The organism is Methanohalophilus sp. (assembly GCF_030156785.1).
Classification (GTDB): domain Archaea; phylum Halobacteriota; class Methanosarcinia; order Methanosarcinales; family Methanosarcinaceae; genus Methanohalophilus.
This window is the reverse complement of record NZ_JASGLW010000002.1, coordinates 61304-76954: the sequence shown is the minus strand read 5'-3', so window position 1 is coordinate 76954 and position 15651 is coordinate 61304. Positions and strand designations below refer to the sequence as shown.

The window sequence follows — 15651 nt, the reverse complement described above, 5'->3', positions numbered from 1 at the left end:
AATAATGGTTCATAATGTTTATATCCAACTGCCCTATTATACTGCCAGAAAACGATTAAAGCTTACACAAACGTGATTAAAACATGAAATATGTAATGAAATTTGGCGGAACGTCTATTGAAGACGGAAAAAAGATCCGCCATGTTGCCAGCCTACTCAACGATTACAAAAAAGAAGGCCATCAAATAGTGGCAGTCACCTCGGCACTTGGTGGTGTTACTGACGGTTTACTTGAAAATGCCATAGAAGCTTCCAGAAAAGGGAAAGTTCCACAGATCAAGGAATTCATGGCAAACCTTGCAAAAAAACACTATGATGCAGTGGAAGAAGCCATCGATGACAGTGATACAGCTGATGAAGTCATCGAAGAAATTGATGCCCGTATTGATGAGCTGGAAAAGGCACTTATTGGAATTTGCTATCTTGGGGAGCTAACTCCTCGTTCCATTGATTATATTTCATCCTATGGTGAGAGGCTTGCCGCACCAATCATAAGCGGAGCAATACAAAGCTTCGGAACCAAATCAAAGGCATTTACCGGTGGAGAAGCGGGTATTGTTACAAATAGTAACTATGGAAAAGCAATCCCCTTGGAAAAGTCCTACGACAACATAGAAAAAATAATCGGGAAAATTATTGATGATCACATCCCAGTAGTGACCGGCTTTATCGCTGAAAACGAAGATGGTATAATCACAACCCTTGGCAGGGGCGGCTCTGACTATACCGCATCCATCATTGGTGCTGCGCTTAAAGCAGACGAAATCTGGCTGTGGAAGGAAGTGCATGGGGTGATGACCAGTGACCCCCGCATTGTGCCTGATGCACGCCCAATCATGCAGATATCCTATATCGAAGCAATGGAATTATCCTACTTCGGTGCCAAGGTACTCCACCCAAGGACCATTGTACCTGCTATCAAACACGGTATTCCTGTCCGGGTCAAAAACACCTTTGAGCCAGACTTTGAAGGAACACTTATTGTGGCAGACCAGACCCGCAGCGAAGATGTTGTTAAGGCAGTCACTCTGATCCGTAATGTGGCGTCCATAAACATTTCCGGTGCCGGGATGGTTGGTGCAATTGGTACTGCAGCACGTGTATTTTCAGCTCTTGCAGATGCCGGTGTGAACATAATTATGATCAGTCAAAGCTCCTCCGAAGCTAACATGTCATTTGTGGTACATGATAGAGATCTTGATATTGCGATGAAAGCGCTTCAAGCAGAGCTCGAGAAAAACTCCATTGCTGATGTCGCCTGTGATAGTAACATTTGTGTGCTTGCAGTCGTTGGAGCCGGAATGGACGGTATACCCGGAGTTGCAGGAAGGGTTTTCGGCGTATTGGGACGGGAAAAAATCAATGTAATTATGATAAGTCAGGGTTCATCTCAGCACAACATTTCATTTGTTGTCAGTTCAGATGATGCGGAAGATGCGGTCAGGGCGTTAAATAGGGAATTTGGGCTCGGTGCTCTACTGGAGGAATGATTTTGCAGGGGAAAAAACTCACATATGCAGAGTCCGGTGTGGACATCCATAAGGAAAATGATACAATAGGAAACCTGACAAAAAGCATGACATATCGCAGGAAAGGTATTGGTGCACCCTTAACAAACATTGGGCATTATGCCGGTCTCATGGATTTCGGGGAATATGCGCTTGCAATGGCTACCGATGGAGTAGGATCAAAAGTGCTTATTGCAACGGAAATCGAAAAATGGGATACAGTAGGAATTGACTGCGTTGCCATGAATGTCAATGATCTGCTGGCTATTGGTGCCGAACCTATAGGTTTTGTGGATTACCTGGCAGTTGAAAAACACTCCAATGAATTTGCCCGTCAGATTGGCATCGGACTTGCAAAAGGAGCTGAAATCTCAAAAATTTCAATTCTTGGAGGGGAAACAGCAACCTTGCCGGAGATAGTTAACGGTTTTGACCTTGCAGGAACCTGTCTCGGTATGGTTAAGAAAAACGAAATTATAACCGGTGAAAAGGTGAAAATTGGTGATGCGCTTGTGGGACTCCCCAGCAGTGGGATACACAGCAATGGTTACACCCTTGTTCGCAGGATAATTGAAGAATCGAATTATTCCTATCATGATCCTCTCCCCTATGATCCCACAAAAACCATCGGTGAAGAGCTTATCACCCCTACCCGAATTTACATGGAAGTGCTGGACGTAATCCGGGAATGTAATGTACACGGGCTTGCACACATCACAGGGAGTGGATTGTTGAAACTTCAGAGGGTTACCAATCTCGGATTTGAATTTACTGACCCAATTGAGCCACCGGAAGTTTTCAGGTTTCTCCAGAAAGAAGGAGGAGTGGATGAAGCTGAAATGTATCGCACCTTCAACATGGGAATGGGCTTTTTGATAATACTACCACCGGAAGAAGCCAAAAAAGCTGCAAGCCTCTGCAATGGGAAAATTGTGGGTAAAATCGTGGAGAAAGGGATCAAATTGAAAGGAATCGATATCATCTAAGGTATTCAAATGTCTTGTATCAATGACATACCCTATGAAATAATGCTTAAAGGTGCCTCCCCGAAAGAATGCGAGGATTTCATTCGCAAGAACTCTGACGAGATGTACCATGTTCCTGCAGGTTACAAAATCCGCGGTGTTATGCTTAAGGGAGCGAAGACAATACCAATTGGTCTGAAGGGAGATACAATCTACTTCCAGTACGTAAAGCCCTGTACCGGCCTGTTTGTACTCAAACTGGACAATGCAGGGGACGAAATCGATAAACTGAGAAGTGAAGGCCACGCCGATTAAATACGGGCATGTTTACCCTTTTCCACCACATATTTGAGGAATTCCTTGGTAGGAAACTCATGAACAGTCGTGGCGATGACCAGCCCATCTCCTATCTTTTTTTTCACCATCAAAGCACGCCCCTGTTTGTCTCTGAGGATCACATCCCCGTCCGTTTTTGAGAAGTAGCCATCACAATACACTTCCAGAGGAACGGATATTATATATCCCATCTCCTTATCCACCACCTCTACGGGAATCTGCATGTGTTCCTCCACATATGTTAGCTCAAAAGGCAGCCAGTTATAGTTGTATGCGGAAACACATGCCCCAAACACCACGAGGACACCTCCCTTTTTCACAAAGGCGACCACTTGAGAGCCTTTATTTTCGATCCCTCTGTATACCTTTGTATAGGCCGTATTGGCAAAACCGGTAGGAACTATCAGGCATCTTGTTGCCGGCAGGAAAGGAGTTCCCAAGGCATTGCCGTCTACCCGCATGTGTTCATAGCCATGTTCTCTGAAGAGCTTTTCAAATAGGAGAGGTTTATCCCAGAGCAGTAGTACATCGGTCATGGTAAAAGATACTCCCGACAAAGATTATATTATTGACGATACGGTGCTCAGTACTGGTTGTAGAGTAGTTCGACTTCCGTGGCATTGAGTGCATAGTCATATATTGCAACTTCATCAATAGAACCATCGAATCCAAAGTTTTTCATCCCCAATCCAATATTTTCGGTAATCTGCGCCCCGATCTGCAGAGAACCAGAGGTCTTGGGCGCCGAAATACCCCACTGGTTGATTGTGGAAGTGTCCAGCTCACCGTCAATGTAGAGATTTACGGAACTGGAATTCCATGTCCCCACAAGATGATACCACTGGCCTTCATTAAGAGTGGTGCTTGAGGAAACTGTTAATTGGTTTATGCCAAAATAGACTTTCGGGGTTTCCCACATCTTGAGGAAATAGGCTTCGTCCGAATAGTCCTTTAGCTGACCTTTGTGCACGATCCCGGCATAGGGTATGAATTCGTCCATATAGATCCACGCCACGATACTGCCTTCGTCCGAAAGGTCAAGGTTGCTGCTGTCTGGAACCGTGACATATTCGTCCAGCCCATCCAACATAAGACCAGTAGTCCCTCCCACGCCCGTGCCCCACTCAACCTGCCTGACGGTGCTTCCGTCATTGTCATCAATGGAATCGTCTGCATTGCTGCTGTTAAAAGTCCAGAGAGATACAGGAGATGTCAGTGAAGAAGATGATGCTGGCAAGATCTCGTAGTATCCGCTGCATTTTAGATAGGTATCTGAGGGATTAAACGTAAGTAACGTTGAACCGGAGCTGTAAAATCCGATATTATAAATGTTTATCGCTGAATCATTGGTGGGCCACCAGCCAATTATGACATCGTTATTAGCTTTAAGATAGGTCCCACTCTCATAGGATGGTAGTTCATACCGCAAAGTGGAAATGAAATCTGATATCGGTTGAACATACAAATCGGTAACGTATCCCGAATCTACCAGAACGCCGTTTATGTATAGGTTGACATTGAAATCAAAAGTCGATATCTGGGCACTCTCTATGTTCATATCGATCTGCCCAGAGGTCTGGTCATTCACGATCTCCAGCTTTATGGAATCCCCTGGGTTCAGATCATACTGGGTTCCGTCTATCGTAACATAACGGTAATTCCCTTCATTGGTGAAGCTGATATATCCACCATCTTTTATGACACCACCTATATCGTTTTTGTTCAGGATAAGCCGATCCGCATAGATACCCGGCATACCCGTTACGGTCCATTCCCATGTGATCGAATCGGTAAGTGAGGGATCAATGGTGTTGTGAGCTACAAGGGTCAGGGTATGGGTACCCGCGGAAAGAGGCGTATTAGTATAAATAGGGAAGGTGCCATTGGACCATGCCACACGCACGCCGTTCAGAAGGAATTCATTATATGAAGCTTGGCTGCTCGTTGCTTTGAAGGTTGCGGGTTCTAGCACACTACTGGTACAGGATAGATTGGGAGGGTACGGGTCGGTGAGTACTGGAGCCTGCAGGTTCCCGGAAGAACCTGAGTAATAGGTGTCACCTCCGTATAACTGGCTGTCAAAAAAAACAAGATTCGCCGAGGTATGAATCATCTTTGATTGCAAATAACTGTTTTCATTTATATTGTATCCAAACATATCGGATACATTCAAGGCAATGATATCACCAAATTCCCACATATCCCGATGATAGAAAGAAGATATAGTATCCGAATCAATCCTCTTAGTGGTACCGTTAATGTTTACCAACAGCTCTAGTTCATTGATATCAACGGTTTCCCCACCAGCATGCCTGAAATAAAGAGTATCTGATTCAGTATCTGCCCAAGCATCTACATCCACCCTTGCAGACTCAGCTGGTCCTAGCTGTGAAAAAACAAAAGTGACAATGGAAGCAAATGCCAGAACTACAATCGCAGTCAAAAGTATTTCACCGACTACTTCCGCTACAGCAGAATCATTGCTTAAAAGCTTATTCCTGCGTGGAATGACTGGCATGCAATAATTAAACAATTTTATACAATATATTATTGGTGGATCATACGGTATTTAGGTAACGCTGGATTTCCCAGTCGTGAACTTGGATCCTGTAATTATCCCATTCTGCCTTTGCAATCCGCAGGACATTATTATGCACATGCTCCCCAAGTGCATTCATGAGCAGTTCATCGTTCGCAAAATACATCGAAGCTTCATTAAGAGTTTCTGGAAGTGTTTTGATACCTTTGTCAAGAAGTCCACAAGCCGTTAATTCAAAGATATTTTCTTCCGTGTATTTCTCCGACGGATCTATCTTGTTTTTAATTCCGTCAAGACCAGCTGCCAGAATAGCTGCAAATGTGAGATAAGGATTGCATGAAGGATCCGGGTTTCTCAACTCAATTCTTGTACTGTTACCCCTTGCTGATGGAATACGTATAAGAGAACTGCGGTTTGCTCCTGACCAGGTAATGTAAACAGGAGCTTCATAGCCGGGAACAAGCCTCTTGTATGAATTGACCAGCGGGTTGGAAATTGCTGCAATAGCCTTTACATGCTTAAGCAATCCGCCAATAAAATAAAATGCGATATCGCTTAATTCCATTTCACCATCTGGATCATAGAAAGCATTCTTACCATCCTTTGAGAGAGAGAGATTTATGTGCATACCTGATCCATTCTCCCCAAAAACGGGCTTTGGCATAAAAGTTGCATGAAGACCATTGAGTTTTGCAATTGTCCTTGTCACATACTTGAATGTCACCACGTTATCTGCAGTGGTAAGGGCATCCCCGTATTTGAAATCAATTTCATGCTGTCCGAAAGCAACCTCATGGTGGGATGCTTCAATATCAAAATTCATATCAGTAAGAGTCTGTACGATCTCTCTTCGAATATCTTCAGCGAGATCTGCCGGAGCGAATTCAAAGTAACGTCCAAAATCATGGGGTTTTGTTGTGGCAACTCCGTCCTCTATTTCAAAAAGGAAGAATTCAAGTTCCGGTCCTACATTGAATGTATAACCCATATCATGAGCTTCTTCAAGTACTTTCTTGAGAACATAGCGTGGATCCCCGGTAAATGGAGTTCCATCCGGTTTATAGACATCACAGATCATCCTGGCAACAACACCTCTGCTCTGATTCCACGGCAAAATAGCAAAGCTGCGAACATCAGGATGCAACACCATGTCGGATTCATCAATTCTTACAAAACCTTCAACTGAAGAACCATCAAACGATATGCCTGGACCGAGGGCTTTCTGGATCTGTGTCACAGGGATCTCGACATCCTTAACAACCCCCTGAATATCAGTAAATTGCAGACGAATGAACTTGACATCTAGTTCTTCAATTGCTTTCAAAACATCCTCTTTAGTGTTGATTATCATTAGTATCACCTGATGATTAGCAATATTGATTGCTTTTACGCCCCGTATGATATATCATGCTTTTGGTGATAAATAAAATCGAAAGACTATAGAAGTGACTGAGTTTCAATTTATAAAAGCTAACTTAAAACAAATAGGTGCCCTAAAAAAGAACTGCTTGTAACCAGCAGTTTTAATCAATGAACTTTATCCCAACATCTTTCATATTGTTCCTGATGGCTATATTGATAAGAAGAGGCGTCAGGGATTCAACCATCGAAGATGTTTCAAGTGGGCCTATGTCGAGTGGTCTCATGTTGGAAATATCCCTTACAAGATCAAAAACAACCTTTTTAGAATGCATGTTGTTTCCGCAGACTCCGACATCATAACTCAATTCGATATCCATATTTGAGAGTTTTGCTGCAGGTACATTGTGGAATGCGGATACGAGTTTAATTCCATCTGGAAGCATGGCATCTATTTCCTCTGCCGCACTGCCTGAAGCAGGAGTGCTGTAGCAGAAGTAATCCACTTTATAATCATCGCGATCAGTTGCTTTAACCTCAATAGTAGTGGAATCCGGGACTATCATACACCGATCCTTTGCCATTGGTACAACAACAGATATGACAATCTGATCTTTTAGTACAGGTTTAATTTGATCAATTATTGCAAACACCTGATTATACCTGATTGCAAGGACCACTACATCAGCCGCTGCCGCTGCCTTTTTGTTAAGTGCGCCAGTAATATTAGCATCAAGACCGTAATCTTTCAGTATAGCTGTAAATTCAGCAGCTTTGGTTTCAGCTCTTTTCTGATCCCGGGAGCCGACAATTACTTCGTGCTTTTGGCCCCACCTGAGCGCAAATCCTTTCCCGATATTGCCAGTGCCACCTATTACTGCAATTTTCATTGGAACCCCCATATTTTGTAATACAATAAAAAGTTTCTCTTTGTTTTAATTACAAGTCGATGAATAGTGTCGAAAAAAAGGTTAATTGAGAAGTTGCCTGATTATTCAGGTATTCCTCTTTATTTAGCAGTAATTTTTGGAACTGGATGGTCTTGACAGGGAATTCAGGATTTATTTTTCTTCCCGGTAAAGTCTCTCCCTCTCAAGATTTAATAGCCTGCGAATGACAAGCTTTGGTTTTCCAATCCCGACATTTGGGATCTCTGGGTAATGCTGGGTTGCATACTCATAAAGTTCCTGTGCATTCATCTTACGGAACTTATTCTCAAGTTTGAGAATCTCTTTCATGATTTACCTCCATTAACCAATCCATCTGATGTGCTTTTCTATATTTAGGACTTATGGTTTTGCAGGCAGAGAAATTCTATAAAACTTATTTTCTATAAAACTTATAATTCCGAACAATCATTTATGAGTGATCTATAAGTAATCACATAAATTCCGGGATTTAGCGAAGTCTTCAACAGAAATCATTATGAATTGAAAGGTATATCTATCAGACAAAAGGGTTTTGAGGTTAAATATATATGAGCGGAAACTACGAGCCATTACCGAGTTCTTATTTCTTTAATGCCCTGCTGGATAGGGAAACGATTATCCTTGCGACCAACACCCGCATAACCTTGGTAACGAAAGGTATTCTCAGAGCAGCAAAGGAAATGGATGCACCTGTTATTTTGGAGCTTGCAAGATCTGAATCTGATCTTAGTGGCGGATATACCGGGTTGACTCCAGCTGAATTATCTAGACGGTCACGAGAAGCTGCAGCGGAAGTAGACTACGATATGTGGGCACTTCATGCTGATCATATTGGTATTAAGAAAGGTACTCCAGAGGACATTGAAGCCACAAAAGAGCTTGTGAGCGGGCAGATTGATGCAGGTTTTACATCTTTTGCCATTGATGCATCCCATCTTTTTAATTTCCAAGGCGGCAATTTAAGGGAAGAGCTGGCAGACAATATTAATGCTACTACTGAAATCGCCCATTACATTGAAGAAAAAATGGCCGGAAAAGAGTATGGCCTTGAAGTAGAGGTAGGTGAAATCGGGCGAGAGGATGAACATGGGCGTGTACTCACAAGACCTGAAGAAGCCGTTACTTTTATTCAGGCACTTAATGAAAATGGTGTATATCCTCATGTTCTTGCCATTGCAAATGGCAGTGCTCATGGAAATGCCTATGATAGTGCAGGGCACCTGATTGAAGATATTTCAATTGATGTTGAACAAACCATCGCGGTGGCAGATGCTCTCAAGAAAAGCGGTTCAAATGTGCGTATTGCACAGCATGGGATTACCGGAACGCCCCCGGAATTGATTTATGAGCGCTTCCCGCACGGTGCTATCCTTAAAGGAAATGTTGCAACCTATTTCCAGAACATTGTATGGGATATTTTCAGGATTTTTGAACCCGAACTTTTTTGGGACATCTGGAACTGGACAATAAAAACGTACCGCGAGAAAGCTCCGGATAAATCCGAAAATGAGATTTTCGGCAAATTCAGTAAATTCGCAATAGGGGAGTTCTTTGATAGGATTTATGCGGTAAATAATAATACAAAAGTTGCGATTGACGCCCGGGTCTATGCAGAAACCATAATCTTACTGAAAGCTTTCAAAGCAGAGGGCACTGCTAAAATAGTGAGGGAATATATTTCTTCCCTCTAAACTCATTTTTTCAAAAGGAGCTCTTCAGCCTTTTTCTTACTGAGCCCCTCCAAATAAACCGTCTTCTGGCTGCTTTTTGCACCGGCAGTAATTGATATCGATGACGTGGGGATGCCAAAGATTTCCGATAGCTTACGGATAAGCTGCATATTTGCTTTTCCTTTTTGTGCTTTTTCCGTGAGCTTAACTTCAATGCGCTTTCGCCACGCATTGTATTCTCCTGGGACACAAATTGTTTTCGAACCAGCGGTGACTTCAAAATCAATTATTACTCCCGTATCAGTCTCGTGGATAGCATCACTTACACGCATAAATATAATTCCAGGGGATTGCATGAAACGGGGACAATGCTGTCGCCCGACGCACTAACTCCGGAAGTTCATCCTCTGGATATCTCCGCGGTCCTTTCCGGTTACCCTCGTGACAGGCTTTGTCGCATCGTCTCCAATATAGCGCATTGAGGTTGTCTGTACACTCATTGAAAGGCTTCTGCCATATTCTTGTGCAAGGACCTTACAATGCGCATATTTTCCTACGCTCTGTATTTGATAAAAAGATGTCGTTAGATCATGTGTAGTACCGTTTAACTTATATATTAGAAGAAGGTAATTGATTGCCAACCCAACGTGATTTGAGCAAACTCTACATGCGGTGTCTGGTTGGAGAGGTTCACCTACAAGGAACAATTAAAAACGAAATCAGAAAACGTCGGTATGAAACATACATCGGGTTTGCCTATCAATTAAATTAGCCTAAAACGTCTCATAAATCAAAGAGGTCAAACAAATGTCAACAGAAAATCCATTTGAAAACTCAAGGATGCAGTTAGCAAAGTGTGCAGCAATTCTTAAACTCGATGACGGTGTACATGAAATGCTCAGACACCCAATGCGTGAAATGCATGTCTCCCTTCCAATCCGCATGGACGACGGTTCCATTCGGGTCTTTGAAGGATTTCGGGTTCAGTACAACGATGCAAGAGGACCCACAAAAGGCGGTATCAGGTTCCACCCGGATGAAACCATTGACACTGTAAGGGCTCTTGCAGCATGGATGACCTGGAAATGTGCAGTCGTTGATATTCCACTTGGCGGTGGTAAAGGTGGTGTAATCTGCAACCCTAAGGAAATGTCCGATGGCGAACTAGAACGTCTCTCCCGCAAATATATCCAGAGCATCTCCCAGATTGTAGGTCCGGAAAAAGATATTCCTGCACCTGATGTATACACCAACCCCAAAATGATGGCATGGATGATGGATGAATTCTCCAAAATCTCCGGCATGAACAAAGCAGGTGTCATCACTGGTAAGCCACTCTCAATCGGTGGTTCACTCGGAAGAGGAGACGCGACTGCAAGAGGAGGTCTTTACACTATCCGTGAAGCAGCAAAAGAACTCGGAATTGATCTAAAAGGTGCAAAAGTTGCTATTCAGGGATATGGAAACGCAGGATACTTCGCAGCAAAAATTGCAACCGAAGAATACGGATCTACTGTTGTTGCGATAAGTGACAGCAAGGGTGGCATCATGAACATGGACGGTATTGATCCGGAAGTTGCATTCCAGCACAAAGTTGACACCGGATCCGTTGTGGGTCTTTCAAACACCGATCCAATTTCCAACGAGGACCTTCTTGAACTTGATGTTGATATACTCATCCCTGCAGCTCTTGAACACGTAATCACCGAGAACAACGCAGACAAAATCAAAGCTAAGATTGTAGCAGAACTTGCAAACGGTCCTACTACACCAAAGGCAGACGTAATTCTCCACGAGAGGGGCGTACATGTCATTCCTGATTTCCTCTGTAACGCTGGTGGAGTAACTGTGTCATACTTTGAAATGGTACAGAACTTCTACATGTACTACTGGAGCGAGGAACGTGTTCACAGTCGTCTGGACAGAAAGATGACTGATGCATACCACGCAGTTCTTGAAGCATCCAAGAAATACGACATCGACATGAGAACCGCAGCTTATGTAGTTGCTATTGACCGTGTCGTAGTTGCAATGAGTGACCGCGGCTGGATTTAAGCCCTCCGCAAACACCTGTCGTTTAAAAATAGCTGAATGACCCTCCTTTATGTGGGGTCATCGGCTATTTTTTCGAACCAATCGTTTTATTGGATCTCCTCAATATTGAGCAGCTGATTTAATATTTGTTTTCTCCAGTTCAATTGATATGGAAGATTGAAAACTCATTCAACTTGCATTCGGTCATTCATCATCTTGGTATGTAATAGTCATAAATCTTGAAGATCTTGACGTTTCTAAAGAAAATAGATATCCACCTTGATTTTATAAAATGACCTAATTTCCCTTCTTTGGTTTACAACCTAAAGTGAACTCCATCATACTAAAAAGAAAATGTGTGGAAGCAACTTGATTTTTCCATTATGAAACATACCTTTCATGTAAGATATGTATCCTGATCTTTGATGGCAGGGGGACTCAGTTTACCCACACAACATTAAAGAAAAACAAATTTAGTATTCCCTTTTAGACAAAAGCCCTGAAAAATCAAGCTGAGTCTTCATCAATTAAACGTGATCCTACTCCTATAACCCTTAGATGAGTTTGAAGAGGAAAATCCCACCCATCCGGCACTATTTCTTCCTTGATAACATCGATATCTACATGATCCGGATCAAGTCCTGCATCTTTCATGTATTGCATAATGAGGGACTCCCCGGTTTCCTTTGCATAACGCATGGCATCACTGTATTCGTGGAAGCTGACTCTTCCAAGCTCTGAGAAAACATAATATTCCCAATCCGGTGCCGCCATTGATGCAGGTTTTATCAGGAAGTCAACCCTTCTAACACCTTTGGCTGCAAGAGCTCCTGCGGCATTGCCAACACTTGAGTATTCCGGAAGAATAATTTCCGCATCAAGTATTTCCTCAAGCCCTTCCTTGTAAGCGACTACTGGACCTCCAATGAGAACTACCGGAATACCTACTTTGAACTTCACGGGGACATCAAGATCGAATATTTTTCGCACTTCTTCTTTTGGAACTCCTTCGAGGAAGAAGGATACAAGATGCGAAGCCATATTGCGAGTAAACTGCTGCTTAACGGACAACGCAAATCCCTTTGGGTCCAGTTTACACATTTTCCCTAGTAAAGAAGCACCAATTTCTGCAGCTTCTATATTGTTCTCGGTGTAATCCCCCAATATGTGAAGAGCATCGGTTGGAGTAAAGCCAATAGTTTGTATCAGACGCTTCTGAATAAGTTTGTCCAGAACCTTGGAAGAAGGATATCTGTTATTAAGCCGAGATCTCAGCTCTCGAAGTGAGGTTGGCTCATCCGATACCGCATCAAAAACCGATTTTTCGAGATCTGTAAGCCCGATTGGTTTATAGCCGGATTTCATGTAAAATGTAGTCGGCTGGATGTTATTACTAATCAGTGTGTTGGCAGGCATGGGATTTATTTTGAGCATTTCCAAAAAATCCGGGAATAATTCCGCGGCACGGCTTAGTGGAATTACCCTCCGTGGACCAATGTTTATTTTTCCATCTTTCACCCATACGTGGCTGTCTCCACCCATTGCAGATGTTTCCATCTTAATAGCCTTTACGCGTGTTTTCCAGCCACCTACAACCGCCCCCTCATCACTTATCTCAGGAACACCGTTTTGTATTACTGATATATCCGTGCTGGTTCCGCCAACATCGATGACTGCACAAGTGTCTTTTCCGCTAAGGAAAGAAGCACCTACAAGACTTCCTGCTGGTCCTGAAAAAACAGATTCGATTGGTTTTTCGAGGGCACTCTTGATGCCAATTACGGATCCATCACACTTAAGCATGAATATTTTTGGAGAAATCCCACGACTCTTTATATCCTTCTCAACCGTTTCCATGAATTTTTCCGTGATTGGAAGCAGCTGAGCATTGAAAAATGCAGTCGTTGCCCTTTCAAATGCACCGAGATCAAGAGATAACTCATGTGCACATACTACCGGATGACCTGTGACTTCCCGAACAATTTCCTTTGCTTTTTCTTCGTGCTCCGGGTTGCGTATACTGAAAAAAGAAGAGATTGCAAATGCTGAGACTTTATCCTTAACTTCTCCAGCAAACTTACGTATCCCTGCTTCATCAAGAGCTTCTTGTTCCACACCATTGTGATTGTGACCGCCTGCAACTTTTACATAATATGGTGTTGGAAGCTCCTGTTTAATATCGTAGTTACCAATGAGTATGAGAGCTACCGGAAATCCAGTCCCTTCAAGAATTGTATTTGTAGAAAGAGTTGTGGATACAGATACAATTCTTACATCTTTTAGTAGATTCGGATCAATCCCATTAATTGCGTTTTTTATTCCCTCGATAGGATCTGGATAACTTGTTAATGCCTTGTTTGTAGCAACAATAGTATTATCATCGTCATTTAACAAAACGGCATCAGTATAGGTACCACCTGCGTCAATCCCAAGACTATATACCATAAAAGACAATTCCTTTTTTTGGATCAGTTTGATTTAATTATATGCGGCAGAGAGATACCATCAAATGCTCACTATATAAAGATTCCGTATTGTCTCATCGCTGTGAACTTCAAAAATAAAGCCTGCTGACATCGAATTATGTAGGAGCACAAACCACTCCGAACAAAATACTATCTACCAAAATCAATCTTCATCATAAATAAAAAACTGACATCAATAATATTATGGCTGTGAGAGCAGTTAAGCCATAGTCTGTATTTTTATATTTCATTTCATAGAGTTGTGTTCTTAACCCGCCATGATAGCATCGACTTTCCATCGCAACTGAGATATCATCTGCCAGTCTCATGCTTCCTGAAAAAAAAGGAATTATTAGAGAAAATATTCCGGATATCATGAACTTATTTCCTAAACCCCTTGAAAGCTGGGCATCCCTGACTTCTTCCATATAATGCAAAAGAAGCGGAAACAAATTCATTGATAATGCCATCATTGTGGCAATTTCAGAAGTTGTCACCCCCAGCCGGTGGACGGGGATTGGTTTTAAAATTGCTTCAATTGCCTGCGCAAGCATTGCAGGAGAAGTCGTTGCTGAAAAGAGAGAAGCAAAAAGAAGCAGCAGAATAAAGCGTCCTATCACAAGGAAGCCGCTGAGTAGTCCTTCAATCGAAATCGAAAAACACTAGAATCCAATTGATTCCTGACCCGGGGTCAGCAGAAAATGGAACAAGAAGATGGCAATAAGAAACGGAATTAGTGGACGGACAGACAAAACATGTCTCTTTATCGATGTCCCGGAAAAATATGCTGCCATAATGAAGATGGTTAAAGGAAAAAGCAGATTCTGAAATGCCGATATCCTGAATATTAAAATGCTTAATCCAATAAGGGCAAAAAGCTTGGCTCTTGGATCTAGTTTATGAACAAATGAGTTGCTTATAACAAACCCAAAAAAATCATATTTTCTCATCCAGTGCCCTCCTTTTTACAGGCAGAGAGAATTGCTTCAAATGCTTTTTCAACTGTGAAATCCGTAGGAGATATGTCTATACCCTTTCTTTGCAATACGGAAATCAATGCAGCAATTGTGGAAGATTGCAAAGGGTAATCTGAAGCAAAGGACTCTGGAGATCCGTCATAAACAATTCCCCCATTTTCAAGGAATAGAATCCTGTCAACTAACCCGACAAATGTATCAAAATGATGGGATGCTATTAAAATCCCACATCCACTTGCTTTCAACTTTACAATGCTATTTACCATCCTGCTTCGGGAAACACTATCCAATCCACTGAAAGGTTCGTCAAGAATCAAATAGCGAGGTGAACAGGCAATTATACCTGCAAAACATGCAAGTTTTTTCTCGCCACCACTCAACCTGTGAGGTGAAAGATCAAGCAACTCTTTTCCCAGACCCACAAGATCTGCAGCTTCAAAGACTGTTTTTTTGAGGTCATTCCCTTTTAAACCATAATTTTTCGGACCGAATGCGATGTCATCGAAAACAGTTTGTTCAAACAACTGTCTGGAAGGGTGCTGGAAAAGAACACCAACAAGCTTTCTGGCTTTTTTATTAGATGCAGGAATATCATCCACTATAACCAACCCACTATCTGGTAGTAGCAACCCATTGAGATGTCTGATAAGCGTGGATTTGCCAGAACCAATGTCTCCCATAAGCCCGGAGACTTCACCCCTGTTCAGACAAATAGAAATGCCGGATAGCACCGGTTTATCATTTGAATAGGAAAAGCTTATGTTTTTTACCTGAATCGGCATATGCCCTCCACCAATACATTCACATCACATGATATATTTTCAACAATACCTGCCTGCTTGAGTCTCAGGGAAAGTTCCATAATGGGA

Annotated in this window: 14 protein-coding genes; 5 read left to right on the top strand and 9 right to left on the bottom strand. The window is 42.5% G+C overall.

What is annotated here, in order from left to right; genetic code table 11:
* The first annotated feature begins 83 nt into the window (after positions 1 to 83).
* From PWQ49_RS01675 to PWQ49_RS01665, 3 genes are read left to right on the top strand one after another with little or no spacing between them, the layout of a single operon-like run.
* On the top strand, positions 84 to 1490 hold the full coding sequence (locus PWQ49_RS01675) for an aspartate kinase (RefSeq protein ID WP_300606928.1): 1407 nt from the start codon (positions 84 to 86) through the stop codon (positions 1488 to 1490).
* A 2-nt stretch (positions 1491 to 1492) separates the two neighbouring features.
* Positions 1493 to 2494 (top strand): phosphoribosylformylglycinamidine cyclo-ligase, encoded by a 1002-nt coding sequence (gene purM, locus PWQ49_RS01670; protein WP_300606925.1) that lies wholly within the window; start codon positions 1493 to 1495, stop codon positions 2492 to 2494.
* 9 nt (positions 2495 to 2503) lie between these two features.
* Positions 2504 to 2788: a DUF1894 domain-containing protein gene (locus PWQ49_RS01665; RefSeq protein ID WP_300606923.1), complete on the top strand. Its 285-nt coding sequence runs from the start codon at positions 2504 to 2506 to the stop codon at positions 2786 to 2788.
* Here the strand turns inward: PWQ49_RS01665 and PWQ49_RS01660 are convergent.
* The 5 genes from PWQ49_RS01660 to PWQ49_RS01640 form a co-directional block, all read right to left on the bottom strand.
* Complete coding sequence (locus PWQ49_RS01660; protein ID WP_300606920.1) at positions 2785 to 3345, bottom strand: hypothetical protein; 561 nt, start codon at positions 3343 to 3345, stop codon at positions 2785 to 2787. The two genes, PWQ49_RS01665 and PWQ49_RS01660, sit on opposite strands and share 4 nt — an antisense overlap.
* 47 nt (positions 3346 to 3392) lie before the next feature.
* On the bottom strand, positions 3393 to 5327 hold the full coding sequence (locus PWQ49_RS01655; RefSeq protein ID WP_300606917.1) for a LamG-like jellyroll fold domain-containing protein: 1935 nt from the start codon (positions 5325 to 5327) through the stop codon (positions 3393 to 3395).
* 40 nt (positions 5328 to 5367) lie between these two features.
* The gene (gene glnA, locus PWQ49_RS01650) at positions 5368 to 6699 is read right to left on the bottom strand and encodes a type I glutamate--ammonia ligase (RefSeq protein ID WP_300606915.1); all 1332 of its coding nucleotides are present in this window, start codon (positions 6697 to 6699) and stop codon (positions 5368 to 5370) included.
* A gap of 172 nt (positions 6700 to 6871) precedes the next feature.
* Positions 6872 to 7597 (bottom strand): NADPH-dependent F420 reductase, encoded by a 726-nt coding sequence (npdG, locus tag PWQ49_RS01645; protein ID WP_300606912.1) that lies wholly within the window; start codon positions 7595 to 7597, stop codon positions 6872 to 6874.
* Between the two features lie 171 nt (positions 7598 to 7768).
* On the bottom strand, positions 7769 to 7945 hold the full coding sequence (locus tag PWQ49_RS01640; protein ID WP_300606909.1) for a hypothetical protein: 177 nt from the start codon (positions 7943 to 7945) through the stop codon (positions 7769 to 7771).
* A gap of 239 nt (positions 7946 to 8184) precedes the next feature.
* Between PWQ49_RS01640 and PWQ49_RS01635 the strand changes: the two genes are divergently transcribed.
* Positions 8185 to 9327: a class II fructose-bisphosphate aldolase gene (locus PWQ49_RS01635; protein WP_300606907.1), complete on the top strand. Its 1143-nt coding sequence runs from the start codon at positions 8185 to 8187 to the stop codon at positions 9325 to 9327.
* A gap of 2 nt (positions 9328 to 9329) precedes the next feature.
* Here PWQ49_RS01635 and PWQ49_RS01630 read toward each other — a convergent pair whose 3' ends face one another.
* Complete coding sequence (locus PWQ49_RS01630; protein WP_300606904.1) at positions 9330 to 9638, bottom strand: DUF167 domain-containing protein; 309 nt, start codon at positions 9636 to 9638, stop codon at positions 9330 to 9332.
* A 475-nt stretch (positions 9639 to 10113) separates the two neighbouring features.
* On the opposite strand from PWQ49_RS01630, the gene PWQ49_RS01625 reads away from it, so the two are divergent.
* Positions 10114 to 11361, top strand: coding sequence for a Glu/Leu/Phe/Val dehydrogenase (locus PWQ49_RS01625; protein ID WP_300606901.1), 1248 nt, complete (start codon positions 10114 to 10116; stop codon positions 11359 to 11361).
* Between the two features lie 486 nt (positions 11362 to 11847).
* Here the strand turns inward: PWQ49_RS01625 and PWQ49_RS01620 are convergent, their stop codons facing one another.
* The 3 genes from PWQ49_RS01620 to PWQ49_RS01610 form a co-directional block, all read right to left on the bottom strand.
* Positions 11848 to 13785, bottom strand: coding sequence for a hydantoinase/oxoprolinase family protein (locus PWQ49_RS01620; protein ID WP_300606898.1), 1938 nt, complete (start codon positions 13783 to 13785; stop codon positions 11848 to 11850).
* A 193-nt stretch (positions 13786 to 13978) separates the two neighbouring features.
* Positions 13979 to 14452: an energy-coupling factor transporter transmembrane component T gene (locus tag PWQ49_RS08260; RefSeq protein WP_363321788.1), complete on the bottom strand. Its 474-nt coding sequence runs from the start codon at positions 14450 to 14452 to the stop codon at positions 13979 to 13981.
* Positions 14453 to 14751: 299 nt separating this feature from the next.
* The gene (locus tag PWQ49_RS01610) at positions 14752 to 15564 is read right to left on the bottom strand and encodes an ATP-binding cassette domain-containing protein (protein WP_300606895.1); all 813 of its coding nucleotides are present in this window, start codon (positions 15562 to 15564) and stop codon (positions 14752 to 14754) included.
* Between the last annotated feature and the right edge of the window lie 87 nt (positions 15565 to 15651).